Origin of the sequence: Duganella sp. sic0402, from assembly GCF_019219065.1 — a bacterium.
Classification (GTDB): Bacteria; Pseudomonadota; Gammaproteobacteria; order Burkholderiales; family Burkholderiaceae_D; genus Rugamonas.
The window spans coordinates 719,824-742,375 of sequence record NZ_JAHUWK010000002.1 but is presented as its reverse complement, the minus strand read 5'-3'; the positions used below and the strand labels follow the sequence as shown (position 1 = coordinate 742,375).

Annotated in this window: 21 protein-coding genes; 8 read left to right on the top strand and 13 right to left on the bottom strand. The window is 62.9% G+C overall.

Annotated features, from left to right (window positions below):
• Window positions 1-5: 5 nt before the first annotated feature.
• Window positions 6-575, bottom strand: a complete 570-nt coding sequence (locus KW842_RS08970; RefSeq protein WP_218303722.1) for a hypothetical protein — start codon at window positions 573-575, stop codon at window positions 6-8.
• A gap of 49 nt (window positions 576-624) precedes the next feature.
• Between KW842_RS08970 and greB the strand changes: the two genes are divergently transcribed.
• Together greB and KW842_RS08960 are read left to right on the top strand one after the other, a co-directional pair.
• A complete protein-coding gene (greB, locus tag KW842_RS08965) occupies window positions 625-1,191 on the top strand; it encodes a transcription elongation factor GreB (RefSeq protein WP_218303721.1) in 567 nt (188 codons plus the stop codon).
• Between the two features lie 64 nt (window positions 1,192-1,255).
• Entirely contained in the window at window positions 1,256-2,050 is a 795-nt protein-coding gene (locus KW842_RS08960; protein WP_229223569.1) for a hypothetical protein, read from the top strand.
• A 324-nt stretch (window positions 2,051-2,374) separates the two neighbouring features.
• Here KW842_RS08960 and KW842_RS08955 read toward each other — a convergent pair whose 3' ends face one another.
• From KW842_RS08955 to KW842_RS08940, 4 genes are all read right to left on the bottom strand, one after another.
• Window positions 2,375-4,705, bottom strand: coding sequence for a bifunctional (p)ppGpp synthetase/guanosine-3',5'-bis(diphosphate) 3'-pyrophosphohydrolase (locus KW842_RS08955; RefSeq protein WP_218303720.1), 2,331 nt, complete (start codon window positions 4,703-4,705; stop codon window positions 2,375-2,377).
• An 82-nt stretch (window positions 4,706-4,787) separates the two neighbouring features.
• On the bottom strand, window positions 4,788-4,991 hold the full coding sequence (gene rpoZ, locus KW842_RS08950; RefSeq protein WP_005665923.1) for a DNA-directed RNA polymerase subunit omega: 204 nt from the start codon (window positions 4,989-4,991) through the stop codon (window positions 4,788-4,790).
• Between the two features lie 25 nt (window positions 4,992-5,016).
• The gene (gene gmk / locus KW842_RS08945) at window positions 5,017-5,655 is read right to left on the bottom strand and encodes a guanylate kinase (protein WP_218303719.1); all 639 of its coding nucleotides are present in this window, start codon (window positions 5,653-5,655) and stop codon (window positions 5,017-5,019) included.
• An 83-nt stretch (window positions 5,656-5,738) separates the two neighbouring features.
• The gene (locus KW842_RS08940) at window positions 5,739-6,482 is read right to left on the bottom strand and encodes a DUF72 domain-containing protein (RefSeq protein ID WP_218303718.1); all 744 of its coding nucleotides are present in this window, start codon (window positions 6,480-6,482) and stop codon (window positions 5,739-5,741) included.
• A 49-nt stretch (window positions 6,483-6,531) separates the two neighbouring features.
• Between KW842_RS08940 and KW842_RS08935 the strand changes: the two genes are divergently transcribed.
• The gene (locus KW842_RS08935; RefSeq protein ID WP_218303717.1) at window positions 6,532-6,819 is read left to right on the top strand and encodes a putative quinol monooxygenase; all 288 of its coding nucleotides are present in this window, start codon (window positions 6,532-6,534) and stop codon (window positions 6,817-6,819) included.
• Here KW842_RS08935 and KW842_RS08930 read toward each other — a convergent pair whose 3' ends face one another.
• Window positions 6,820-7,206 (bottom strand): nuclear transport factor 2 family protein, encoded by a 387-nt coding sequence (locus KW842_RS08930; protein WP_218303716.1) that lies wholly within the window; start codon window positions 7,204-7,206, stop codon window positions 6,820-6,822.
• A gap of 141 nt (window positions 7,207-7,347) precedes the next feature.
• Window positions 7,348-8,238 (bottom strand): YicC/YloC family endoribonuclease, encoded by an 891-nt coding sequence (locus tag KW842_RS08925; RefSeq protein WP_218303715.1) that lies wholly within the window; start codon window positions 8,236-8,238, stop codon window positions 7,348-7,350.
• 88 nt (window positions 8,239-8,326) lie between these two features.
• Here KW842_RS08925 and KW842_RS08920 point away from each other — a divergent pair, with 88 nt between their 5' ends.
• The 5 genes from KW842_RS08920 to hemW are packed head-to-tail and all read left to right on the top strand — an operon-like array spanning window position 8,327 to window position 12,874.
• Window positions 8,327-9,319, top strand: coding sequence for a serine/threonine-protein kinase (locus tag KW842_RS08920; RefSeq protein ID WP_218303714.1), 993 nt, complete (start codon window positions 8,327-8,329; stop codon window positions 9,317-9,319).
• Between the two features lie 18 nt (window positions 9,320-9,337).
• Window positions 9,338-10,279, top strand: coding sequence for a PP2C family serine/threonine-protein phosphatase (locus tag KW842_RS08915; protein WP_218303713.1), 942 nt, complete (start codon window positions 9,338-9,340; stop codon window positions 10,277-10,279).
• Window positions 10,280-10,287: 8 nt separating this feature from the next.
• On the top strand, window positions 10,288-11,022 hold the full coding sequence (gene rph / locus KW842_RS08910; protein ID WP_218303712.1) for a ribonuclease PH: 735 nt from the start codon (window positions 10,288-10,290) through the stop codon (window positions 11,020-11,022).
• Window positions 11,023-11,030: 8 nt separating this feature from the next.
• Window positions 11,031-11,615, top strand: a complete 585-nt coding sequence (rdgB, locus tag KW842_RS08905; RefSeq protein WP_218303711.1) for an RdgB/HAM1 family non-canonical purine NTP pyrophosphatase — start codon at window positions 11,031-11,033, stop codon at window positions 11,613-11,615.
• Window positions 11,612-12,874 carry a radical SAM family heme chaperone HemW gene (gene hemW, locus KW842_RS08900; protein ID WP_218303710.1) on the top strand — a complete coding sequence of 421 codons (1,263 nt, stop codon included), beginning with the start codon at window positions 11,612-11,614 and terminating at the stop codon, window positions 12,872-12,874. Before rdgB ends, hemW begins: the two co-directional genes overlap by 4 nt.
• Here the strand turns inward: hemW and KW842_RS08895 are convergent.
• From KW842_RS08895 to tal, 6 genes are all read right to left on the bottom strand, one after another.
• Entirely contained in the window at window positions 12,840-14,498 is a 1,659-nt protein-coding gene (locus KW842_RS08895; RefSeq protein ID WP_218303709.1) for a methyl-accepting chemotaxis protein, read from the bottom strand. The two genes, hemW and KW842_RS08895, sit on opposite strands and share 35 nt — an antisense overlap.
• An 85-nt stretch (window positions 14,499-14,583) precedes the next feature.
• On the bottom strand, window positions 14,584-15,657 hold the full coding sequence (locus KW842_RS08890) for a patatin-like phospholipase family protein (RefSeq protein ID WP_218303708.1): 1,074 nt from the start codon (window positions 15,655-15,657) through the stop codon (window positions 14,584-14,586).
• Between the two features lie 10 nt (window positions 15,658-15,667).
• Window positions 15,668-17,152, bottom strand: a complete 1,485-nt coding sequence (locus KW842_RS08885; RefSeq protein WP_218303707.1) for an efflux transporter outer membrane subunit — start codon at window positions 17,150-17,152, stop codon at window positions 15,668-15,670.
• Window positions 17,136-20,288 carry an efflux RND transporter permease subunit gene (locus KW842_RS08880; RefSeq protein ID WP_218303706.1) on the bottom strand — a complete coding sequence of 1,051 codons (3,153 nt, stop codon included), beginning with the start codon at window positions 20,286-20,288 and terminating at the stop codon, window positions 17,136-17,138. The genes KW842_RS08885 and KW842_RS08880 overlap by 17 nt, the downstream gene beginning before the upstream one ends.
• A gap of 12 nt (window positions 20,289-20,300) precedes the next feature.
• Complete coding sequence (locus KW842_RS08875) at window positions 20,301-21,470, bottom strand: efflux RND transporter periplasmic adaptor subunit (protein ID WP_218303705.1); 1,170 nt, start codon at window positions 21,468-21,470, stop codon at window positions 20,301-20,303.
• 107 nt (window positions 21,471-21,577) lie between these two features.
• Entirely contained in the window at window positions 21,578-22,513 is a 936-nt protein-coding gene (tal, locus tag KW842_RS08870; RefSeq protein ID WP_218303704.1) for a transaldolase, read from the bottom strand.
• Between the last annotated feature and the right edge of the window lie 39 nt (window positions 22,514-22,552).

Below are 22,552 nucleotides of genomic sequence, written 5' to 3'. Positions count from 1 at the left end.
TTATTTTATCGTGTGCGCCAGCGGCTGCGGAAGCGCTTTAGCAGGCGGCGAAAGCGTGCCAGCCAGCTGCCGGGGCGGGGCACGGCATGCAGGCGCCAGTGGCGCACGGCGGCGCGCAAGGCTTCGGCCTTGCGCCAGACGCGGGTGGCGCGCAGTTTTTCGATCCAGCGCTCTTTCAGCGCCAGGAACCAGCCGAGCAGGGCGGCGAACCAGACGATGCTCATCAGCACCGGCCGGGTCAGCAGGTACAGCCGTGCGACCGCCGCCGCACCGCCCAGCTTGGCCAGCACGATCACGCTGAGGCCGGTCAGCGGGTAGCCGTTGGCCATCGCCCACAGCGCCAGCAGCTTGACCGGGAACAACAGCGTGGCCGGCAGCACGAACAGCACCAGCGCTGCGTACGGACCGAGGCGGCAGATCCACGCTTCCAGCCGGTGCAGCGGCGGCCACTGGGCCAGCCGGTTCATCAGCCGCGCGCCGATATTCCATAGCCAGTCTTCCAGCAACAGCAGCAGCGCGGCCAGATAGACCAGGGGCGCCAGCAGCCAGCGTTGCAAACGGTGCAGTATTCTCATGGAGACTCCTTGCAAAGCATGATACGTGAAAGCCGTTACAATAGGCCGCATGAACAAAGCATTTGTCAAAGAGAGCGACCAGGATGACGACGAGGAAGCCGCTGCGCTGGCGTTGGCGATTCCGGCCGGCTCGAAGAATTACATCCGTCCCGAGGGCTATCAGCGCATCAAGGACGAGCTGCTGCAACTGATCGACGTGGAGCGGCCGGAGGTGGTGAAAATCGTCCACTGGGCCGCATCGAATGGCGACCGTTCGGAGAATGGCGACTACATCTACGGCAAGCGGCGGCTGCGCGAGATCGACCGCCGCATCCGCTTTCTGACCAAGCGCATGGATTCCGCCGCCATCGTCGATCCCAGCGTGCATTACGGCAGCGACCAGATCTTCTTTGGCGCGACGGTCACCTATAGCAACCAGGATGGCGAGGAGCGCACCATCACCATTGTCGGCATCGATGAGCTGGACCCGCTGAACGGCAAGATCAGCTGGGTGGCGCCGGTGGCGCGCGCGCTGACCAAGGCGCGCGAGGGCGATAGCATCAGCTTCCAGGCGCCGCACGGCGTGGAGGAGCTGGATATCCTGGAGGTGCGCTATCCTGCGCCGTCGGCAGATTAAGCTGTGCATCTGCCTGCTGGCGCTGCTGGGCTGGCAGGGCGCCGCGCGCGCGGTCGATGAGTACATGATCGACATGAACTCCAGCAAATCCAGCTACAGCGACAGCCATATCCTGAAGCTGGTCACCGCCGCGCTGGACGCCACCCGTGGACAGTACGGCGCGTACACCTTCCGCGTGGCGCCGCTGCGCATGGAGCGCGACCGGCTGTTGCAGGAAATGCTGAAGGGCGAGCTGGTCAATCTGAGTGCACAGGTGACCTCGCGCGAGTGGGAAAACAAGCTGACGCCGGTCCGGATACCGGTCGACAAGGGAATTTCGTCGTACCGGATTTCGCTGATCGATGGCCGCAACCAGGACCTGTTCAGCGCGGCGCGCACGCTGGAGCAGTTGAAAAGCCTGACACTGGGCGCGGGGCGGCAGTGGAGTCTCAATGCCACTTACAAGCAGGCGGGATTTCATGTGGTCGAGGGCAGCACCACGGCCGGGCTGCACAGCATGCTGGCGGCGGGGCGCTTCCAGCATTTTCCGCGCGCGATCGACGAGGCGGTGTATGAGCAGGCCGCGTATGCGCCGGCGTTTCCGAGCCTGAGTGTGGAGCGCAGTTTTGCGTTGTATATTCCGTCGCCGCGCTACTTTTTTGTTGGCGGCGGCCAGCAGCGGCGTCTGGCGCAGCGGCTGCAAGCCGGCATGCAGATATTGATCGCCGACGGCCGCTTCGACCAGCTGTTTCATGAATTCTATGACGGCATGATTGAGCAAACCGGCCTGCGCAAGCGCCGCATCTTCCGCATCGACAACCCGCAACTGTCGCCACAAACCCCGCTGTCCAACAAAGCCTACTGGTACGAAGCCCGTTGAGCTGGCTCAGCATGGGGCTGCGCGGTTTCCCGGTAACTACAAGTGGTCGAGCTATCGCTCGAATGCCGAGGGCAGGCATGATGAGTTGGTGACGCCGCATTCGCTGTACCTGCGGCTGGGGATGCACGCAGGCTTATCTGAAATTATTTCAAGAAGCATTAACCCCCATGCAAATCGCGGAAATTCGCGCGGCAGGGAATAAAAATGGGGTTTTGGGGGATAGTTTTTTTCGAGCAGCCAACCCGCGACCTTAAGCGATACACATGCCTTATCACTTAGGGGTCTGACCCCGTACGGGGTCAGACCCCGCCTGGCTGTGCGGGGTCAGCTGCGCTCGCGCAAGATGCGGTTGACGCCGGCCACGCGGCGTACGTTGCGCAGCAGCCCCGCCAGATGCACCCGGTCCTTAACCTGCACCGTGAAGCGCAACTGGTGCAGCACATTGTCCTTGTCCTCATCCATGCCAACATAAGTGATGTTGGCGTCAGACTCGCCGATCTCCGCCGCCACCCGCGCCAGGATGCCTTTTTCGTTGTTGATCAGCAGTTTGATGCGGCTGTCGAAACGGCGGTTCAGCTCGGCGCCCCACTTGACCGCAATCCAGCGGTCCGGCTCCTTGGCTTTCTGGCGCTTGGCCTGCGTACAATCGGAGGTGTGCACCAACAGGCCCTGATCGCGGCGCAGTTGGCCGATGATCGCGTCGCCCGGTATCGGCAGGCAGCACGGCGCCAGCTGCACCGACACGCCTTCGCTGCCGCAGATGGTGACGGGGTCCAGCTCGGCCGAGCTGTTGTGGTCGACCGGCGTGCTAACCGATTCGCCGCCGCGCAGGCCAAAGATATGCCGCGCCACCAGGGCCGCCATACGCTTGCCGACGCCGATGTCGGCATACAGCTCGTCCAGCGATTTGGCGCTGGATTCCTTCAGCAGTTTTTCGACCAGATAGTCTTCCAGGTCCGGACTGAGGCCCAGTGAACTCAAGGCCTGCGCCAGCAACTGCTCGCCCAGCGCGATCGATTCCGGCAGGTTGATGGTGCGCAGGTGATGGCGGATCGCCGAACGCGCCTTGCCGGTGCGGACAAACGACAGCCAGCTCGGGCTGGGACGTGAGGCCGAGTCCGTCACGATTTCAACGATGTCGCCATTGCGCAGCTCGGTGCGCAGCGAAGCCGGTTCGTTGTTGATGGTGACCGATACCGTATGGTCGCCGATGCCGGTGTGGATCGCATACGCGAAGTCGATCGGCGTGGCGCCGCGCGGCAGCGCGATGATTTTCGATTTCGGCGTAAAGACATACACCGAATCCGGGAACAGGTCGACCTTGACGTGTTCCAGGAACTCGGCCGAATCGCCGGTCTGCTGCTGGATGTCCAGCAGCGATTGCAGCCACGCGTGGGTGCGCTGCTGCAGGTCCGACATATTCGCGTCGCCATTCTTGTACAGCCAGTGCGCCGCCACGCCCGATTCGGCGGTGCGGTGCATTTCCTGGGTGCGGATCTGGAATTCCACCGGCGTGCCGTAAGGGCCGATCAGCGTGGTGTGCAGCGACTGGTAGCCGTTCAGCTTGCGGATCGCAATATAGTCCTTGAACTTGCCCGGCATTGGCTTGTACAGCGAGTGCAGTGTCCCCAGCGCCACGTAGCAGTTGGGGAAGCTGTCGACCACCACGCGGAAGCCGTATACGTCCAGCACCTGCGAGAACGACAGGTGCTTGCTGCGCATTTTCTTGTAGATGCCGTACAGCGTTTTCTCGCGGCCGTAGACTTCCGCTTCGATACTCGCCATCGACAGCGTGTTCTTGACCGATTCGAGGATCTTGGTGACCACTTCGCGGCGGTTGCCGCGCGCCGCCTTGACCGCCTTGGCCAAGGTGCGATAGCGCAGCGGGAACAAGTGGGCGAACGACAGGTCTTGCAGCTCGCGGTAGATATTGTTCAGGCCGAGCCGGTGCGCGATCGGCACATACACTTCCATGGTCTCCTTGGAGATGCGGGCCTTGGCGGCCGGCTTCATCACTTCCATGGTGCGCATATTGTGCAGGCGGTCGGCCAGCTTGATCAGGATCACCCGCACGTCCGAGGCCATGGCCAGCAGCATCTTGCGGAAGTTTTCCGCCTGCGCTTCGATCTGGCTCTGGAATTCGATTTTTTCCAGCTTCGACAAGCCGTCCACCAGGTTGGCCACCGGCGCGCCGAAGCGCTCGATCAGTTCGTCCTTTTTGACGTCCTGGTCTTCCATCACATCGTGCAGCAGCGCCGCCATGATGGCTTGCGCGTCGAGCTTCCAGTCGGCGCAGATTTCCGCCACGGCGATCGGGTGCGAGATGTAAGGCTCGCCCGATTTGCGCAGCTGTCCGAGGTGCATTTCGTCCGAGAAGCGATACGCTTCCTTGACCTTTTTCAGGTCGGCGGCGCTCATGTATTCGGCCAGTTTTTCGGTCAGATGGGACACCGACGCAACACCGGCGGTCAAGGCGGGCGGCGTGGCCAGGGGCGACGAGGAAATCACGGGAGGTACGGGGGGCGAGGCGGGTGGAACGGCGATGGAGGCATCCCCTGCACTGGACTCAGACGTGGCTTTGGCCGGCGCTTTGGCCGGCCGTTTCGCCCTGGCGGGCTTGCCACTCAGTGTCGGATCGGCAGGGATCAGATTCATACGTGTGCGTTCCGTGGTGATGAGAATGTCGAGCTACTGCCAAAACATACCACATTCACATGTTCAGGGAACGCAGCCCAACTTACATTGGGACTTTCTTCAGCATTTCCAGACCGACTTTGCCGGCTGCGATTTCACGCAGGGCGACCACGGTAGGCTTGTCCTTGGCTTCCACCTTCGGGGTGTGGCCTTGCAGCAGCTGGCGGGCGCGGTAGGTCGCGGCCAGGGTCAGCTGGAAACGGTTCGGTACGTTTTTCAGACAATCTTCAATCGTAATGCGGGCCATCTAAAACTCCTAAAATCTTGTGTATTTATTCAGCGTGGATGCCCAGTTGGGCAAAGAGCGAGGCGTTGCGTGCCGCTTGTTGCGCAAACCGGCAACGGGCCGCTCGGACTATCGCGGTCAATTCCGACAGCGCGACGTCGAATTCTTCGTTGATAATAGCATACTCGAACTCGGGAGCGTGGGCGATTTCGCCACCCGCCGCCAGCAGGCGTTTGGTGATCACATGCGGTTCGTCGGTGGCGCGTTTGTTCAGACGCTCTTCCAATGCCGCGATCGATGGCGGCAGGATGAAAATGCCGGCCGCCTGCGGGAATAATTTCTTGACCTGGCGGGCGCCTTGCCAGTCGATTTCCAGCAACACATCGGTGCCGGATTTCATCTGCTCCTCGACCATCAGGCGCGAGGTGCCGTAATAGTTGCCGTGTACTTCGGCCCATTCCAGGAACTCCCCTTGCTCGGCGCGCGCGACGAAATCTTCGGCCGTGGTGAAGTAATACTGCTGGCCGTGGGTTTCGCCCGGACGCGGCGCGCGGGTGGTGGTGGAAATCGACAGCTGGATGGCCGGTTCCTTGGCCAGCAGCGCGTTGACCAGGGTCGACTTGCCGGCGCCGGACGGTGCGGCGACGACAAACAGGCTGCCCGAAAATGCCTTGCTTGAGCTCATGGGGAATCTTTCAAAAACGTCAGCGGGCGCGTTTTACATCGCCCAAAGATGTATTTTACCAAGAGCAATGGCGGCAGTTCAATTTACAGCAGCGACAGCAGGTGTTGCGCCGCCGCCGGCGCCCGCTCCTTGGCGCCGTTGATGAAGTAGAGGTAGACCTGTCCGGACTTCGCCTGCGCCTGCCAGTCCTTGGCCTGCCTGGCCCACTTCTTCAATGCTGGCTTGCTGTAGCCGGTGTCGATGTCGCTCTGGGCATCCATCAGGCGGGCGTAGACGAACTCGCCGGTGAGGTCTGCAAAGTGTGGAAACCTGGGCGTGTCGGTGATGACCGTAGCCACTTTGTGCTTGCGCGCCAGCGCGAGGTAGTCGTCGCACAGAAAACTGTCGTGGCGCGCATCCAGCACATGCTGCAGCTTGCGTTTGCCCAGCTTGGCTGGCAGCAGTTTGAAGAAGGCTGCAATATCGTCGGCATCGAATTGTTTGGTGGCGGCCAACTGCCACAGGATGGGGCCGAGCTTGTCGCCCAGTTCGCTCAGGCCGCTGCTGATGAAGCGCTCGATCGACTCGCCGGCTTCGGCCAGCACCTTGCGGTTGGTGGCGTAGCGCGTGGCCTTGACCGAGAACACGAAATCGTCCGGCGTTTTTTCTGCCCAGCTGGCGAAGTGTTCGGGTTTGGCGGTGCGGTAGAAAGTGCCGTTGATCTCGATGCTGGTGACTTGCGTGCTGGCGTATTCGAGCTGTTTTTTGATCGGCACATCGGCCGGGTAGAAGGTGCCGCGCCATGGCGCGTAGTCCCAGCCGCCAATTCCTGCCCGTATCTGCGCCATTGTGCGTCTCCTGATAGTATCGAGGTTTCAGTCTACACCGGGATATACCATGAAAGACCTGATCGTCGTCGCCACCATCACCGCCAAGGAAGGCAATGAAGTAGTGGTGCGCGAGGCGCTGCAAAAGATCGTGCCGCTGAGCCGTGCCGAAGCCGGCTGCATCCGCTACGACCTGCACGTCGACCTGGGCAACCACGCCAGCTTCGTCATGCTGGAAGCCTGGCGCGACCAGGCCGTGCTGACCGCACACGAAGCCACGCCGCACTTCCAGGAACTGGTCGCCACCATCGGCGGCAAGGCCGACGTGCAGATCATCAAGCTGAACCAGGTGCTTTAGTTAGTCCGGGCTGAAGGCTTTGGCGGCGGCGAGGGTGTCGAGGGCTTCGCGCAGCAGCGTGATCTTGCCGTCTTTCGCCACCAGCCGGCCGGCATAGGTTTGTTGGTACAGTTTTCCGGTCGAGAGAACCTTGGCTTCGACGCTGTATTCGCCGAAAGCCTGGTCGGCGGTTTCGATGAACAGCTGCACGTCGTGGAAGCGGAAGTCCGGCACGTTCTTCAACAGGCCGCCGATGAAGGCTTCGATCGCGAGCGGGCCAACCGCGCGCACGTTCGGACCGAGCGAGGGCAATTCCAGTACGCCGTCTTCTGCAAACAAGGCTGCGGCAGCGGCTGGATTCTGGATGTTGTCGAGGTAGGCGTTGAGTAATTGGGCTGGGGTTTTCATGCTGTTTCGCTTTCAGTAGAAGTTGGAATGGCTCTACTTTAGCGTTACGTCATTACTGGATAAATCAGCTAAAAACGAAAACATTATGCATATGGGTGGATAATCGAGGTGTAAAAAAAGGAGCCGAAGCTCCTTTCCTGTTTATTCCAGATTCTGCACCTGCTCGCGCATCTGCTCGATCAGCAGCTTCAGCTCCATCGACGCATCGGCCAGCTCCTTGACCGAAGCCTTGGCGCCCAGCGTATTCGCTTCGCGGTTCAGCTCCTGCATCATGAAGTCCAGGCGCTTGCCGACCTGGCCGCCTTTTTTCAGGATGTGGCGCGTCTCGGTCAGGTGCGCCGACAAACGGCCCAGCTCTTCCGCAACGTCGATGCGGATGCCGTACAGGATCACCTCCTGGCGTATCCGCTCCAGCGCATCCTGGCGCGACAAGGCCGAATTCGATCCCTGGCAAGCCAGCCCCAGCGCATCCTGCATACGCTCCACCGCCTTTTGCTGGAACGCCGCCACTACCTGCGGGATCAGCGGCGTGATGCGCTTGACGATGCCCTCCATCGCCTCGATCCGCGAGATCAGCATCGCCTCCAGCGCCGCGCCTTCACGCTGGCGGCTGGTCACAAACGCCTCGATGGTGCGGGCGGCGAGGGCGGCCACGTCGGCTTGCAGCGACTCCTGGCCGATCTGCGCTTCCTCGATCACACCCGGCCAGCGCAGCAGTTCAGCGGCTGACATCGTTTGCACGCCAGGGAACAAGCCGCTGACTTCGCCTTGCAGGCGTTGTAATTCGGTTAATAATGGGAGATTCAGCGCCTGGGTGCCGGTGGTGGCCGCCTTGCGCCCAAAGCTGAGCCGTAGCTCCACTTTGCCGCGCGTGATGGCGCCCATGATCGCCGAGCGTAAATCGGGTTCAAGTGCACGTAAATCGTCGTTTATTCGGAACTGTAGGTCCAAAAATCGCGAATTGACACTCTTGATTTCAATAGTCAGTGTTCCCGCCGCACTCTCACTTGTGGCGACAGCGTAGCCCGTCATGCTGGAAATGCTCAATGGATATCCCCGATTTAATCTTTACAAAACAGTGATTTATCAACACAATCAGGTTGTCGAGGCGAGGAACCTTATGGCTGCACAGAACAACGCCCCCTTACCAGATGGTCTGGAAATTGCTGGATATCGCATTGTAAAGAAAATTGCGTCCGGTGGGTTCAGTATTGTTTACCTGGCATACGATACCGAGGGCGTGACGGTCGCCATCAAGGAGTATTTACCGAGTTCGCTGGCGCTGCGGCAGGAGGGGCAACTGGTCCCGTCCATTGCGCCAGCCCACTTGCCGGTGTTCCGCATCGGCCTCAAGTGTTTTTTCGAGGAAGGCCGGGCGCTGGCCCGCATTTCGCACCCGAATGTGGTCAGCGTACTCAACTTCTTCCGCGCCAACGACACGGTGTATATGGTGATGGCCTACGAATCCGGCCACTCGCTGCAAGAGCATGTCCAGCAGCAGCGCGCCAGTGGCGTTAAAGTAGGTGAACTTTTTATCCGCGCCATCTTTACCCAAGTGGTGCAGGGACTGCGCGAAGTCCACGCCAGCAAGCTGCTGCACCTGGACCTGAAGCCAGCCAACATCTATCTGCGCACCGACGGCACGCCGATGCTGCTCGACTTCGGCGCGGCTCGCCAGACTGTCAACACCGACATGCCGACGCTGACGCCAATGTACACGCCTGGCTTTGCCCCGCCCGAACTGTACGACCGCACCGGCCTGGGGCCGTGGACCGATATCTACAGCATCGGTGCCTCGATATTCGCCTGCATGGTCGGCTCGCCGCCGCAGCCGGCCGACCAGCGCAAGACCGAGGATAAAATGGCCAGCCATTTCGACAAGCTGCAAGACCAGTATTCGCCGGAGCTGATCAAGCTGCTGCGCTGGTGTCTGGAGGTGGAGCCGCTGGACCGTCCGCAAAGCCTGTTCGCGCTACAGAAAGTGCTGCAGGCGACCGCGCCGGCGCCGCTGCCCGCACCCGCACCACCGACGCTGCTGGACAAGCTGCGCGGCCTGGCCGGACGGCTGGGCGGCGGCAAACGCGCCAAGGCAGGGCCGGACACGCTTATTTGACACTCGCGAGGACAGAGCATGCAATTCTCCGTGTACCAGGAAAGTCACATTGGCGGCCGCAAGGTGAATCAGGATCGCATGGGCTACAGCTTCACGCGCGACGCGCTGCTGCTGGTGCTGGCCGACGGCATGGGCGGCCATTTGCGCGGCGAGGCGGCGGCCAGCGTGGCGTTAAAGACGATCGCCACGCTGTTCCAGCAACAGGCGCAACCCTGCGTCAAAAAGCCGCAGCGCTTTCTGGAAGCGGCCTTGCTGGCGGCGCACCACGATATCCACGCCTACCGCATCGCGCACCAGATGCCGGAAGCGCCGCGCACCACCATCGTCGCCTGCCTGATCCAGCACAACACCGCCAGCTGGGCCCATTGCGGCGACTCGCGCCTGTACTGGATGCGCGACGGCCAGATCCTGGCCCGCACGCGCGATCATTCGCATGTCGAAAGCCTGATTGCCAAGGGCCTGGCGCTGCCCTCCGAGCGCGCCACCCATCCGGACCGCAACAAGCTGTATAACTGCCTGGGCGCGGACACCCCGCCCAAGGTGGACATGGGCAGCGGCGCCGGCATGCTGCCGGGCGATCTGGTGCTGTTGTGCTCCGACGGTTTGTGGTCTATGCTGCCGGACCAGGAATTGGCGCGCCGCCTGCACGCGCAGAGCGTGGCGCGCGCCGTACCGGATATACTGCAGGCCGCGCTGCAGGCCGCCGGCGACATCAGCGACAATGTCACCGCGCTGGCCATCCGCTGGCAGGGCGGCTCGGTGGACAGCAGCAGCACTGCGGACAGCTCGGCCACGGTCACGACCGAAGCGCTGCCGGACGGCCTGCACAGCACCAGCATCCGCGACACGCCGCCGCAGGCGCCACCGGAAAACATCGACGCCTTCGATGAAGACGAAATAGAAAAAGCCATCGCGGAGATCCGCGGGGCGATAGAGAAATCCTCGCACATACTCAAATAAGGAACTGTATGACTTTTGTATCCCGTCCAAGCGGCCGCCCGGTCGACGCGCTGCGCACCCTGCGCCTGACCCGCGACTACACCAAGCACGCCGAAGGTTCGGTGCTGATCGAATGCGGCGACACCAAGGTGATCTGCACCGCCAGCATCGAGGAAAAAGTACCAGGCTTTTTGAAGGGCAAAGGCCAGGGCTGGCTGACCGCCGAATACGGCATGCTGCCGCGCTCCACCCACAGCCGCATGGACCGCGAAGCAGCCAAGGGCAAGCAGTCTGGCCGCACCCAGGAAATCCAGCGCCTGATCGGCCGCTCGCTGCGCGCCGCGTTCGACCTGGAAGCTTTCGGCGAGCGCACGCTGCATCTGGATTGCGACGTGATCCAGGCAGACGGCGGCACCCGCACCGCGTCGATCACCGGTGCCATGGTGGCGGCGTATGACGCCTTCTCCAAGCTGAAGGCGCGCGGCCTGATCGCCGAGATCCCGCTGAAGCACTTCGTGGCGGCGATCTCGGTCGGCGTGTATCAGGGCATGCCGGTGCTGGATCTGGACTATATTGAAGACTCGGGCTGCGACACCGACATGAATGTGGTGATGACCGACGCCGGCCACTTCATCGAAGTGCAGGGCACGGCCGAAGGCGCGGCGTTTGACCGCGCTGGCATGAACCGCCTGCTGGATCTGGCGCAGGCCGGTATCGCCGACCTGGTCAAGCTGCAAAAACAGGCGCTGGGCATCGCGGGGTAAAATACGCCATGACTCAACGACTGATACTCGCCTCCAATAACAAAGGCAAACTGAAGGAGTTCAACGAACTCCTGTCCACCGTCGGCTTCTCGGTGCACGCACAGGGCGAATACGACGTCCCTGAAGCGGATGAACCTTTTCACACCTTTGTCGAAAATGCACTGCAAAAGGCGCGTCATGCGGCGCGCATCACCGGCTTGCCGGCGCTGGCCGACGACTCCGGCGTCTGTGTTAACGCACTGGGCGGCGCGCCCGGCGTCTACTCCGCACGTTTCGCCGGCGAGCCGAAATCGGACGCCCGCAACAACGAAAAAATGATCGCCGAACTGGCCAGGCATGAAGACAAGTCCGCGTACTACTACTGCGTGCTGGTGTTCGTGCGCCACGCCGACGATCCGCAGCCCATCATCGCCGACGGTCGCTGGAATGGCGTGATGGTGGACACGCCGCGCGGCGAAGGCGGCTTTGGCTACGACCCGTACTTCTTCATTCCTTCGCTGGACAAGTGCGTGGCCGAGCTGGCGCCGGAACAGAAAAACGCCTTGTCGCATCGCGGCCAGGCATTGCGCGCATTGGTAGAGAAACTGAAATGATCCCGATTAAAATCGTCGGCGCCAGCACGCAGGGTAAAACCAAGCCAGCGGCCGACATCAGCGAAGCCGCCGGCGTCGCTGCGAAATACCTGCAAGGCGGCGCGCTGAATCTGACCGCGCTGCCGCCGCTGTCGCTGTACATCCATTTCCCGTGGTGCGTGCGTAAATGCCCGTACTGCGATTTCAATTCGCACGAAGCAAAAGACGGCGGCGGCTTCCCCGAACAGGAATACCTGGACGCGGTGCGCGCCGATCTGGAACAGGCCTTGCCGCTGATTTGGGGGCGCAAGATCTACACCATCTTCATCGGCGGCGGTACGCCCAGCCTGATGTCGGCTGCGGGGCTGGACCGTCTGCTGTCCGACGTGCGCACCTTGCTGCCGCTGGACAGCGACTGCGAGATCACGATGGAAGCCAATCCCGGCACCTTCGAGGCGGAGAAGTTCAAGTCTTACCGCGCCAGCGGCGTCAACCGCCTGTCGATCGGCATTCAGAGTTTCAACCAGCGCCACCTGAAGGCCTTGGGCCGCATCCATGACGGCGATGAAGCCAGGCGCGCGGTGGATATCGCGGTCGCCAACTTCGACAACTTCAACCTGGACCTGATGTACGCGCTGCCATCGCAGACGCTGGAAGAAGCGCGCGCCGATGTGGAAACGGCGATGTCGTTCAAGCCGCCGCACCTGTCGCTGTACCATCTGACGATGGAGCCGAACACGCTGTTCGCCAAGTATCCGCCGGCGCTGCCGGACGACGACGCCAGCGCCGACATGCAAGACATGATCGCCGGGCTGACCGCCGCCAACGGCTATGGCCAGTATGAGATTTCGGCTTACGCCAAAGAAGGCAAGCGCGCACGCCACAACCTGAATTACTGGGAGTTCGGCGACTACCTCGGCATCGGTGCGGGCGCGCACTCCAAGCTGTCGTTCCCGCACCGCATCCTGCGCCAGGCGCGCTACAAGCAGCCGAAAGCCTATATGGAACAGGTGAAGCTGGGCGCGCCGATTCAGGAAGAGTACGAGATCCAGCGCGAGGACATGGGCTTCGAGTTCATGCTCAACACGCTGCGCCTGCACGGCGGCTTCGATCCCAATCTGTTCAGCGAGCGCACCGGCATGAGCATCAACGCCATCGATCAGCAGCTGAACGCGGCAGAGGCCAAGGGGCTGCTGTACCGCGACTACAAACTGATCAAGCCCACTGAGCTAGGCCAGCGCTTCCTCAACGACCTGCAAGAGATGTTCTTGAAAGCTTAGAACCCAGCCGTTTGACTGGCGCGGCAGGGCGCTTCACCGGTGCTGGCGCTGGCGTCGCGCCATGCACGCCTTCGTGACCCAGCTTGAATGACGCGGCCACATCGGCCAGCCGTGACGCCTGCTCCTGCATGCTGGCCGCAGCAGCAGCGGCTTGCTCCACCAGCGCAGCGTTCTGCTGCGTCACGCTATCCATCTGGCCGATGGCGATGTTGACCTGATCGATGCCGATGCTTTGCTCGCTGCTGGCCGAGGTAATCTCGCCCATGATGTCGGTAACGCGGCGCACGCTGGACACCACATCGCCCATGGTGCTGCCGGCCTGCTGCACCAGCTTCGAGCCGATATCCACTTGTTCGACCGAGTTGCCGATCAATTCCTTGATTTCCTTGGCCGCACCGGCCGAGCGTTGCGCCAGATTGCGCACCTCGGACGCCACCACCGCAAAGCCGCGACCCTGTTCACCGGCGCGCGCCGCTTCCACCGCCGCATTCAGCGCCAGGATATTGGTCTGGAACGCGATGCCGTCGATCACGCTGATGATGTCGAAGATCTTGCGCGAGGAATCATTGATCGAGCCCATGGTGTTGACCACCTGGCCGACAATGGCGCCGCCTTTTTCCGCCACCTCGGACGCGGCATGCGCCAACTGATTGGCCTGGCGCGCGTTCTCGGCATTCTGGCGCACGGTGGACGTCAATTCTTCCATCGACGACGCGGTTTCCTCCAGCGAGCTGGCTTGCTCTTCGGTGCGCTGCGACAGGTCCATATTGCCGGAAGCGATTTCGTTGGAAGCGGTGGCGATGGTACTGGTGCCGGTCTGCACCTGACTCACCACATTGCGCAGAGCGTCGTTCATGCCGCGCAAGGCGACCATCAGATCGCCGATTTCATCTTTATTGTGCTGCGATGAGAATTGCGTGGTCAGGTCGCCGTTGGCCACGGTGGCGGCGATGTCCACGGCCGACTTCAGCGGCACCGTGATCGAGCGTGAAATAACCCACGCGGCCAGCGAGCCGATGGCCACCATCAGCGCAGCCAGCAGCATCAGCAGCGTATTGGCGCGGCTGTTGGCGGCGTCGATGGCGTGCGCGGTATCGTCGATGCCCTTGCGCTGGTGTGCCAGCAGCTCGCTGACCTTGCCCTGATAGGCTTTGGCGGCCGGCACGAAAGTGCCCTTGAACAGCGCGTCGACAGCGGCATCATCACCGGTCTTGCGGACGTTGCCGACATCGGTCTTCGCCTTCTGATATACATTGCGCAATGTGGTCACTTCGTCAAACAGCGCGCGTTCCTCGTCGCTGGTGATCAGCTCCTTCACCTGCCCCATTAATTCGGCGCCGCGCTTGCTGCTGGCGGCGATCACGTCGGCAAACACGGTGGGCAGGGTTTCGTCCTTGCTGCGTGCAATCAGTTCGGTGCGGGCCACGGCGGAATACAGCAGCACATACCAGTCGGAGACGAGGCGCTCCTTGGCCAGCGGCTTCTCCATCATATCGCGCGTGGCTTGCGCGGTGGTGCGGGCGTTGACCAGCGCCACCGAGGTAGCCAATATTGCCAGTAATAGCACCACGGCAAATCCGATGGATAGACGGGTTCCGATGCGCATCTGCGACAACACATTCATGATCATCACTCCCAACAAGAAAGCGGGAGTCAAGTATGCGCCTGTCTGCTGGCGAAGTGTGCGGTCTGTTGCTGATTGGGAACAGTTAAAAGCTGGCGGCCAGCTTGAGGTCCGGTTTCTCGCACCAGCGGGCGAAGGCCTCGGCCATGCGTTCGCTTTCGCCGATCGCCTTCAGCCAGTCGCGGTTGCGGCGGTCGTGGTCCTGGCCGTAGACATGGAAGTCTTTGCGGTCGGGCAGTTTGGCGTTGGGGAGTGAACGCACGAAATCGGCGGACGGCGACACCAGGATCATATTGTCCAGCGCCTGATCGCGCGCGCGGCGCCACGGCATCGACTTGTCCAGCCAGCCGGGCACGATGTAATCGCTGAAGTGCGGGTACAGCACCAGGCCGGGATCGCGCTGGTAGGGCAGGTGCAGGTGATAGTCGATCAGGCCGCCGTCCCAGTAAGCGCCGCCGGGTGCGCCGGCGATATTGGTCACGGCTTCCAGCACCAGCGGAATTGAGCCTGAGGCCAGCAGTGCATCGCGCAGATTGTCCGGCGACAGGCTGACGAAATGGTTGGCGAAGGCGTCGAAATCCTCGCGCAGCCAGCCCGCATGGTCGTGCTGATTGTGGAAGATCACGCGCTCCATCGACGCCGCCAAACGCTTGCGCGACAGCGCGTTGCCGGCGGCGGCCAGCAGGAAGCAGGCCATTTCGCGCCAGCGCGCGCCTTGTGCGCCAGCCAGCGCGCCGATGCCGCGTGCGGTGATGATGGACACCTGATGTTGCGGATGGTGCAGCACTTCGGTGCCACGGCCGTCCAGCAGTTCGTCGAGCAGTGTGCGGCAGGTTTGCGAGACGTAGGCCGGCGTCACCTTGTCCGGATAGCGCTGGCCGGCGTACAGCCGCGCCAGACGCTTGTGCGCCGCGACCGGCTCATCGAATGCGGCAGCGGCCATGCGCCAGGCGCCGATCGACGCGCCTATCAGTTTGCGCTGGCGCGGTGCGTTGCGGAAGAACTCGCCGAACATCCAGCAATCCAGGCCATTCAGGATCAGGCCCTTGGGGCCGCCGGCAGCGGCGGGAACAATCGCGATATCGGCAGCCTGCACGCCCTCGGCGGCAATGCGCTGGCTGGCGCGCTGGCCGAGGCGGATGGTGATGGGTGAAGTCATGCCACTGATTTTACTTCACGCCGCCGCCAAGTGTGCGATACAGGTCGATGGCGGTGGTGGTGCGCAGCAGGCGCGCTTGCACCAGCGATTGCTGGGCGCTGAATAGTTCGCGTTGCGCGTCCAGCACGTCCAGCGAGCTGGCAACGCCGTTGTCGAAGCGCAGTTGCAGCAGCCGCAGGCGGTCGGCCTGCGCATCCTGCACGGCGCGCTGGGCGTTTACCTGTTCGCCCAGGTAGTCGCGTGCGGCCAGCGCGTCCGCTACTTCGCGGAATGCGGTCTGGATAGTTTTTTCGTAGTCGGCGACGGCGATGTTTTTGCGGACCTCGCTGAGCGTCAGGTTGGCGCTGTTGCGGCCCGCGTCGAAGATCGGCAAGGTCAGTTGCGGCGCGAAGGACCAGCTACCGGAGCCGCTGTCGAACAGGCCGTGCAAGGCCGGGCTGCTGCTGCCGACTGCCGCCGTGAGGCCGATGCGCGGGAAGAAGGCGGCGCGCGCGGCGCCGATGTTGGCGTTGGCGGCTTTCAGGCGCTGCTCGGCGGCGCGGATGTCGGGGCGGCGCATCAGCAGTTCGGATGGCAGACCGGCGGGCAGGGCGCTCAGCGTATCGAGCTGCTGGTCGTTGGGCATGCCGCCCGCGGCCGTCATTGGCGCGGTCGTCGTTGATGCCGGGCCGCCGCCGCCGGATGTGCCGTTAAGCTGCTGGCCGACTAATAGTGTGAGCGCGTTCTCTGCTTGCGCGCGCTGGCGGGCCAGCGTGAGTGCCGAGGCGCGGGCGGTTTCCATCAGCGTTTCATTCGAACGCAGGTCCAGCCGCGACGAGGCGCCTGCTTCGGCGCGTTGCTGCGTCAGGTTGTAGGTGCGGGCGCGCGCCTCGTAGGTTTGCTGCGCCAGTGTGTATTGCTCGGCATAGGCGCGCTCGGTGTAGTAGGCCTGCGCTACTTGCGCAACCAGCGCGATCTGGGCAGCCTGGCGCGCTTCTTCGGTGGCGAGGTAGCTTGCCAGCGCGGCGTCGTTCAGGCTTTTGACGCGGCCGAAGAAGTCCAGTTCAAACGAGGACACCGATATGCCCACATCGTAACGCTTGCCGATGGTGCTCTGGCCTGATGAAGACAAGAAGGCCGGCGTTTTGGCGCGTGTGACGCCGGCGCTGGCATTCAGGTTCGGCAGCAGGTCGGCGGACTGTACGTTGTACTGGGCGCGCGCTTCTTCAATGCGCAGCGCCGCCGTGCGCAGGTCGCGGTTGTTTTCCAGTGCGGTGCCGATCAATTGCTGTAGGCGCGCATCGGTGAAGTAGTCGCGCCAGCCGGTATCGACGGCGGAACGCGCATTGGCCGGCAGCGGCACCGGTACGCTGGTGCGCGCGCCGGCGCCGGCACTGTCGGACGGGAAGGTGGCGGCGACCGGCGCTGCCGGACGCTCATAGGTTGGCGCCATCGAGCAGGCGGACAGCAGCGCGGCGGCGCCGAGCAGGGCGGCGGGCTTAATCGAAGGTTTCATGGTTTTTGTCGTTCAGTTCATGTGCGGCCAGCTTGCGTTGACGCTCGCTGCCCTTGAAGATGCGGCGCACCACCACAAAGAACACCGGCACGAGGAAGACCGCCAGCACGGTAGCGGTGATCATCCCGCCCATCACGCCGGTGCCGATGGCGCGCTGGCTGGCCGAACCCGCGCCGGTGGCGATCACCAGCGGCAGCACGCCGAGGATGAAGGCCAGCGAAGTCATGATGATGGGGCGGAAGCGCAGGTGCACCGCTTCCAGCGTCGCTTCGATCAGACCTTTGCCTTGTGCTTGCAGGTCTTTGGCAAACTCGATGATCAGAATGGCGTTCTTGGCCGACAGGCCGATAATCGCAATCAGGCCAACCTTGAAGTAGACGTCGTTCGGCAGGCTGCGCATATGCGCGCCCAGCAGCGCACCCAGCACGCCGAGCGGCACCACCAGCAGCACCGCTATCGGGATCGATTCGCTTTCATACAAGGCCGCCAGCACCAGGAAGGCGGCCAGCAGCGACAGCGCGAACAGCATCGGCGCCTGCGAGCCGGAAGTTTTTTCTTCCAGCGACTGGCCGGTCCATTCGATGCCGAAGCCCGGCGGCAGTTGCTGCGCCAGGCGCTCCAGCTCCGCCATCGCTTCGCCGGTGGAGCGGCCGGGCGCGGCGTCGCCGGTCAGCTTGATCGCCGGATAGCCGTTGTAGCGCACCAGTTGTACCGGCCCTTGTATCCAGCGCGACGAGGCGAACGAGGAAAACGGCACCATCGCACCGCTGGCGCTGCGCACATTCAGTTGCAGGATGTCCTGTGGTTGCAGTCTGCGTGGCGCGTCGGCCTGCACGATGACGCGCTGCTGGCGTCCGCTGCTGGTAAAGTCGTTCACGTAGGACGAGCCCAGTGCGCTGGACATCATGGAGTTGATATCGGCGAAGGCTACGCCCAGCGCGTTGGCTTTCTCGCGGTCGATCTCGACCCGCAGCTGCGGCGCATCTTCCAGGCCTTCCGGCCGCACACCTTTCAGCACCGCGCTTTTGCCCGCCAGTTCCAGCAGCTGATTGCGCGCGGCGACCAGCGCGTCGTGGCCTTGCGCGCTGCGGTCCTGCAGGCGCGCGGTAATGCCGGTGGCGTTGCCTAGCTCACGGATCGGCGGAGGACTGAGCGGAAAGATGATCGCGTCCGGAATGCCGGACAGCGCACCAAACGCGCGCTGCGCAATCGCCTGCGCCGAGTCGTTCGGCCCGCGCTCTTTCCAGTCCTTCAACGGCACGAACACCAGGCCGGCGTTCTGCGCGCTGCCGGAGAACGAGAAGCCCGCCACCGCGATGGTGCGCGCCACCGCGTCCTGCTTGCGGTAGTACTGATCGATCTGCGACAGCACCGCCTGAGTGCGCGCCAGCGAGGCGCCCGGCGGCAGCTGCACATTGGTGACCAGGTAGCCCTGATCCTCGTTCGGCAGGAACGAAGACGGCAGCTTCACATACAGCCAGCCGACCACGCCGCACAGCAGCGCGAAGATGATCAGGTAGCGGCCGGTGCGTTTGAGGATGTTGGCGATCATGCCCTGGTAGCCAGTCGCCGTCACGGCGAACTTACGGTTGAACCAGCCGAAGAAGCCTTTCTTCTCGTGGTGGTGGCCCGCTTCCACTGGCTTGAGCATGGTCGCGCACAAGGCCGGCGTCAGCGTCAGCGCCATCAGCGCGGAGAACAGCATGGCTGATACCATCGCCAGCGAGAACTGCCGGTAGATCGCGCCGACCGCGCCACCGAAGAAGGCCATGGGAATGAACACCGCCACCAGCACCAGCGTGATGCCGATGATGGCCCCGGTGATCTGGTCCATGGCCTTGCGCGTAGCCTCGCGCGGCGACAGGCCTTCCTCGCTCATGATGCGTTCGACGTTTTCCACCACCACAATAGCGTCATCGACCAGGATGCCGATCGCCAGCACCATGCCGAACATGGTCAGCACGTTGATGGAGAAGCCGAACAGCTGCATCGCCGCGAAGGTGCCCATCAGCGCCACCGGGACGACGATGGTCGGGATCAGCGTGTAGCGGATGTTTTGCAGGAACAGGTACATCACCAGAAACACCAGCAGCACGGCTTCCAGCAGTGTCTTGACCACTTCCTCAATCGAGATTTTGACGAAGGTCGAGGTGTCGTAAGGGACTTCGTACTTGACGCCCGGCGGGAAGTACTTCGACAGTTCTTCCATCTTGGCCTTGACGGCGGTGGCGGTTTGCAGCGCGTTGCCGGTCAGCGACAGCTGCACCGCCAGCGCGGAGAAGGGCTGGCCATTCAGCCGCGCGCTGGTGTTGAAGCTGGCGCCGCCCATTTCCACCCGCGCCACGTCCTTGAGCCGCACCAGCGAGCCATTGGGATTGGCGCGCAGCACGATGTTGGCGAATTCGGTGGTGGAGGTCAGCTGGCCGGTCACCACAATCGGCGCCGAGTAGGACTGGCTGGCGGGACTCGGCAAATCGCCCAGCGTGCCTGGCGTGACTTGCGCATTCTGCGCGCGGATGGCGGCGGTCACGTCGGCCATATTCAGTTTGAGGCCGACCAGTTTTTGCGGATCGATCCAGATGCGCATGGCGCGCTCGGTGCCGAACAGCTGCGCCTGGCCTACACCGGGAATGCGCTTGATTTCATTGACCACGTTGCGCGCCATGTAGTCGCCCAGACCGGTCGGATCGAGCCGGCCGTCGGTGGAGGTCAGGCCGACAAACATCAGGATGTTGGAGCGCGCCTTGTTGACCTGCACCCCCTGCTGCGTGACGGCGGCCGGCAGCCGCGATTCCACCCGCTTGATGCGGTTCTGCACATCCACTGCCGCCAGGTCCGGATTGGTGCCGGGGATAAAGGTGACGGTGATGTTGACCGAGCCATTGGCCTCGCTTTGCGCCTCGACGTATTGCAGGCCATCGGCGCCGTTCATTTCCTGTTCGATGACGCTGGTGACCGCGTCATCGAGAATTTGCGCGGTGGCGCCAGGATAGTTGGCGGTGACGACAATCGACGGCGGGGCGATGGTCGGATACTGCGACACCGGCAGCACGCTAATCGCCAGCATCCCGCCCAGCAGGATGAACAGGGCGATCACCCACGCAAACACCGGGCGGTCGATAAAGAACTTGGCCATGTGCGCTCCCGCTTATTTGGCGGCGGCCGGCGCGGCGGCAGGCTGCGCTGCTGCCGGGCCTTTCCACGGCTGCGGATTGACGGTGGCGCCAGGCTTGGCTTTCTGGAAGCCTTCCACCACGATGCGTTCGCCGCCCTTCAGGCCGGAGCTGACCACCCACTGATTGCCGTCGTTGGCGTTGGCCACCACCGGCTGCGACTGCACCTTGTTGCCGGGGCCGACGATCAGTACCGTCGCACCCTCGTTGGTGCGCACGATGGCCTGCTGCGGCACGGCGATGGCGGCTTCGCTGACGCCTTGCTCCAGCCGCGCGCGCACGTACATCCCCGGCAGCAGCACCCGCTGCGGATTCGGGAACTCGGCCCGCATCGACACCGATCCCGTGCTTTCGTCGACCGATACATCGGAGAACAGCAGCTTGCCGGCCTGCGGATAAACCTGGCCGTCTTCGGTCACCAGCGTGACGCGCGCCTGGTCCTTGCCCGCGCCTTTCAGCTTGCCCTCGGCGAGCGCACGCTGCAGCTTCAGCACTTCGGTGGAGGACTGGGTGATGGTCACGTAAATCGGATCGAGCTGCTGCACGGTCGCCATCGGCGTTGCCTCCCCCTGGCCGACCAAGGCGCCCTCGGTCACCAGCGCGCGGCTGACGCGCCCGGAAATCGGCGCTGTCACGGTGGCGTAGCCCAAGGTCAGGCTGGCGTTGGTGCGCGCCGCTTTGGAAGTGGCCAGGTCGGCTGCGGTCTGCTTCTGCGCGGTGATGGCGTCGTCGTACTCCTGCTGGCTGACCGCCTGCGCCGCCAGCAGCGGCTTGTAGCGCTTCACTTTCAGGTCGGCCTGCGCCAGATTCGCCTCGGCCTTGGCCACCGCCGCCTGCGCGCTGTCGAACGAAGCCTGGAACTGCGCCGGATCGATGCGGAACAGCACCTGGCCCGCCTTCACCTCGCCGCCTTCCTGATAGACGCGTTGCAGCACGATGCCGGCGGTGCGCGCCCGTACCTGGGCGATGCGCGAGGCCTCGGTGCGCCCCGGCAGTTCGCTGTTCAGGGTGATGCTGGCCGGTGTGACGGTGACGATGGAAACAGTGGGAGGAGGGGGCGCGCCGGTGTCGGCTTGCCTGTCGCCGCAAGCGCTCAACAACACAAGGGCGGCGGCTGCGGTGGTGCAACGAGGAACGACTCTCATGAACGGTCTCGCGATCAGTTTGATAGTTGATGCAAGATTGTAATGCAAAAAAGGCAGGACAGTGGCCGCTGGCCACGTTCCTGCCTTTGTCTGGCGGAGCGCTTAAATTAACGCATGCCGGAGATGATCTGTTTCAGCTTGCCGGTGTCGGCCACGAAGGCGCGGATGCCTTCGGCGGTCTTCTCGGTCGCCATCGCGTCTTCGTTCAGCATGAAGCGGAAGGTGGCTTCATCCATCGCGATTTTGCCCATGGCGGCGTGCTTGCCGCTGTCGGCGCTCAGCTTGCGCTCGACCGGGGCGTTGGTGTCGGCCAGCTTTTGCAGCAGGTCCGGGCTGATGGTCAGCAGGTCGCAACCGGCCAGTTCCAGGATCTGGCCGGTGTTGCGGAAGCTGGCGCCCATCACTTCGGTGTTGTAGCCGAACTTGCGGTAGTAGTTGTAGATGCGCTTGACCGACTGCACGCCCGGATCTTCACCGCCTTCGTATTCGATGCCGGTGTTCTTCTTGTACCAGTCGTAGATGCGGCCGACGAACGGCGAAATCAGCTTGGCGCCCGCTTCGGCGCAGGCGATGGCCTGCGGCAGCGAGAACAGCAGCGTCATATTGGTGTGGATGCCTTCCTTCTCCAGGATCTCGGCGGCGCGGATGCCTTCCCAGGTCGATGCCATCTTGATCAGCACGCGCTCGCGGTCGATGCCGTTCTTTTCGTACAGCTTGATCAGCTCACGGCCCTTGGCCACCGAGCCGGCGGTGTTGAACGACAGGGCGGCGTCGATTTCGGTCGACACGCGGCCAGGGATGACGCGCAGGATCTGCTTGCCGAAAGCGACCAGCAGCTGGTCGATCACGTCGCCGGTGCTGGCGTCCATATTGTCGCGCACGGCTTTTTCCAGCAGCGGCTTGTATTCATCCTTCTGCACCGCTTTCAGGATCAGCGATGGATTGGTGGTGGCGTCGCGCGGGGTGTATTGCTGGATGGCCTGGAAGTCGCCGGTGTCGGCGACCACGGTGGTGTATTGCTTGAGCTGTTCGAGTTGGTTCATAAGCGCTGCCAATTTGATAAGGGAGTTGTTTGCACGCTT

What these genes read in the sequence shown, in the direction of transcription:
- KW842_RS08935 (WP_218303717.1), top strand. Translation starts at nt 6,532, where the DNA reads ATGAAAGACCTGATCGTCGTCGCCACCATCACCGCCAAGGAAGGCAAT.
- rph (WP_218303712.1), top strand. Translation starts at nt 10,288, where the DNA reads ATGACTTTTGTATCCCGTCCAAGCGGCCGCCCGGTCGACGCGCTGCGC.
- greB (WP_218303721.1), top strand. Translation starts at nt 625, where the DNA reads ATGAACAAAGCATTTGTCAAAGAGAGCGACCAGGATGACGACGAGGAA.
- rdgB (WP_218303711.1), top strand. Translation starts at nt 11,031, where the DNA reads ATGACTCAACGACTGATACTCGCCTCCAATAACAAAGGCAAACTGAAG.
- KW842_RS08885 (WP_218303707.1), bottom strand. Translation starts at nt 17,152, where the DNA reads ATGAAACCTTCGATTAAGCCCGCCGCCCTGCTCGGCGCCGCCGCGCTG.
- KW842_RS08895 (WP_218303709.1), bottom strand. Translation starts at nt 14,498, where the DNA reads ATGAATGTGTTGTCGCAGATGCGCATCGGAACCCGTCTATCCATCGGA.
- tal (WP_218303704.1), bottom strand. Translation starts at nt 22,513, where the DNA reads ATGAACCAACTCGAACAGCTCAAGCAATACACCACCGTGGTCGCCGAC.
- gmk (WP_218303719.1), bottom strand. Translation starts at nt 5,655, where the DNA reads ATGAGCTCAAGCAAGGCATTTTCGGGCAGCCTGTTTGTCGTCGCCGCA.
- KW842_RS08925 (WP_218303715.1), bottom strand. Translation starts at nt 8,238, where the DNA reads ATGACGGGCTACGCTGTCGCCACAAGTGAGAGTGCGGCGGGAACACTG.
- KW842_RS08940 (WP_218303718.1), bottom strand. Translation starts at nt 6,482, where the DNA reads ATGGCGCAGATACGGGCAGGAATTGGCGGCTGGGACTACGCGCCATGG.
- KW842_RS08915 (WP_218303713.1), top strand. Translation starts at nt 9,338, where the DNA reads ATGCAATTCTCCGTGTACCAGGAAAGTCACATTGGCGGCCGCAAGGTG.
- KW842_RS08960 (WP_229223569.1), top strand. Translation starts at nt 1,256, where the DNA reads ATGATCGACATGAACTCCAGCAAATCCAGCTACAGCGACAGCCATATC.
- hemW (WP_218303710.1), top strand. Translation starts at nt 11,612, where the DNA reads ATGATCCCGATTAAAATCGTCGGCGCCAGCACGCAGGGTAAAACCAAG.
- KW842_RS08955 (WP_218303720.1), bottom strand. Translation starts at nt 4,705, where the DNA reads ATGAATCTGATCCCTGCCGATCCGACACTGAGTGGCAAGCCCGCCAGG.
- KW842_RS08890 (WP_218303708.1), bottom strand. Translation starts at nt 15,657, where the DNA reads ATGACTTCACCCATCACCATCCGCCTCGGCCAGCGCGCCAGCCAGCGC.
- KW842_RS08970 (WP_218303722.1), bottom strand. Translation starts at nt 575, where the DNA reads ATGAGAATACTGCACCGTTTGCAACGCTGGCTGCTGGCGCCCCTGGTC.
- rpoZ (WP_005665923.1), bottom strand. Translation starts at nt 4,991, where the DNA reads ATGGCCCGCATTACGATTGAAGATTGTCTGAAAAACGTACCGAACCGT.
- KW842_RS08875 (WP_218303705.1), bottom strand. Translation starts at nt 21,470, where the DNA reads ATGAGAGTCGTTCCTCGTTGCACCACCGCAGCCGCCGCCCTTGTGTTG.
- KW842_RS08920 (WP_218303714.1), top strand. Translation starts at nt 8,327, where the DNA reads ATGGCTGCACAGAACAACGCCCCCTTACCAGATGGTCTGGAAATTGCT.
- KW842_RS08880 (WP_218303706.1), bottom strand. Translation starts at nt 20,288, where the DNA reads ATGGCCAAGTTCTTTATCGACCGCCCGGTGTTTGCGTGGGTGATCGCC.
- KW842_RS08930 (WP_218303716.1), bottom strand. Translation starts at nt 7,206, where the DNA reads ATGAAAACCCCAGCCCAATTACTCAACGCCTACCTCGACAACATCCAG.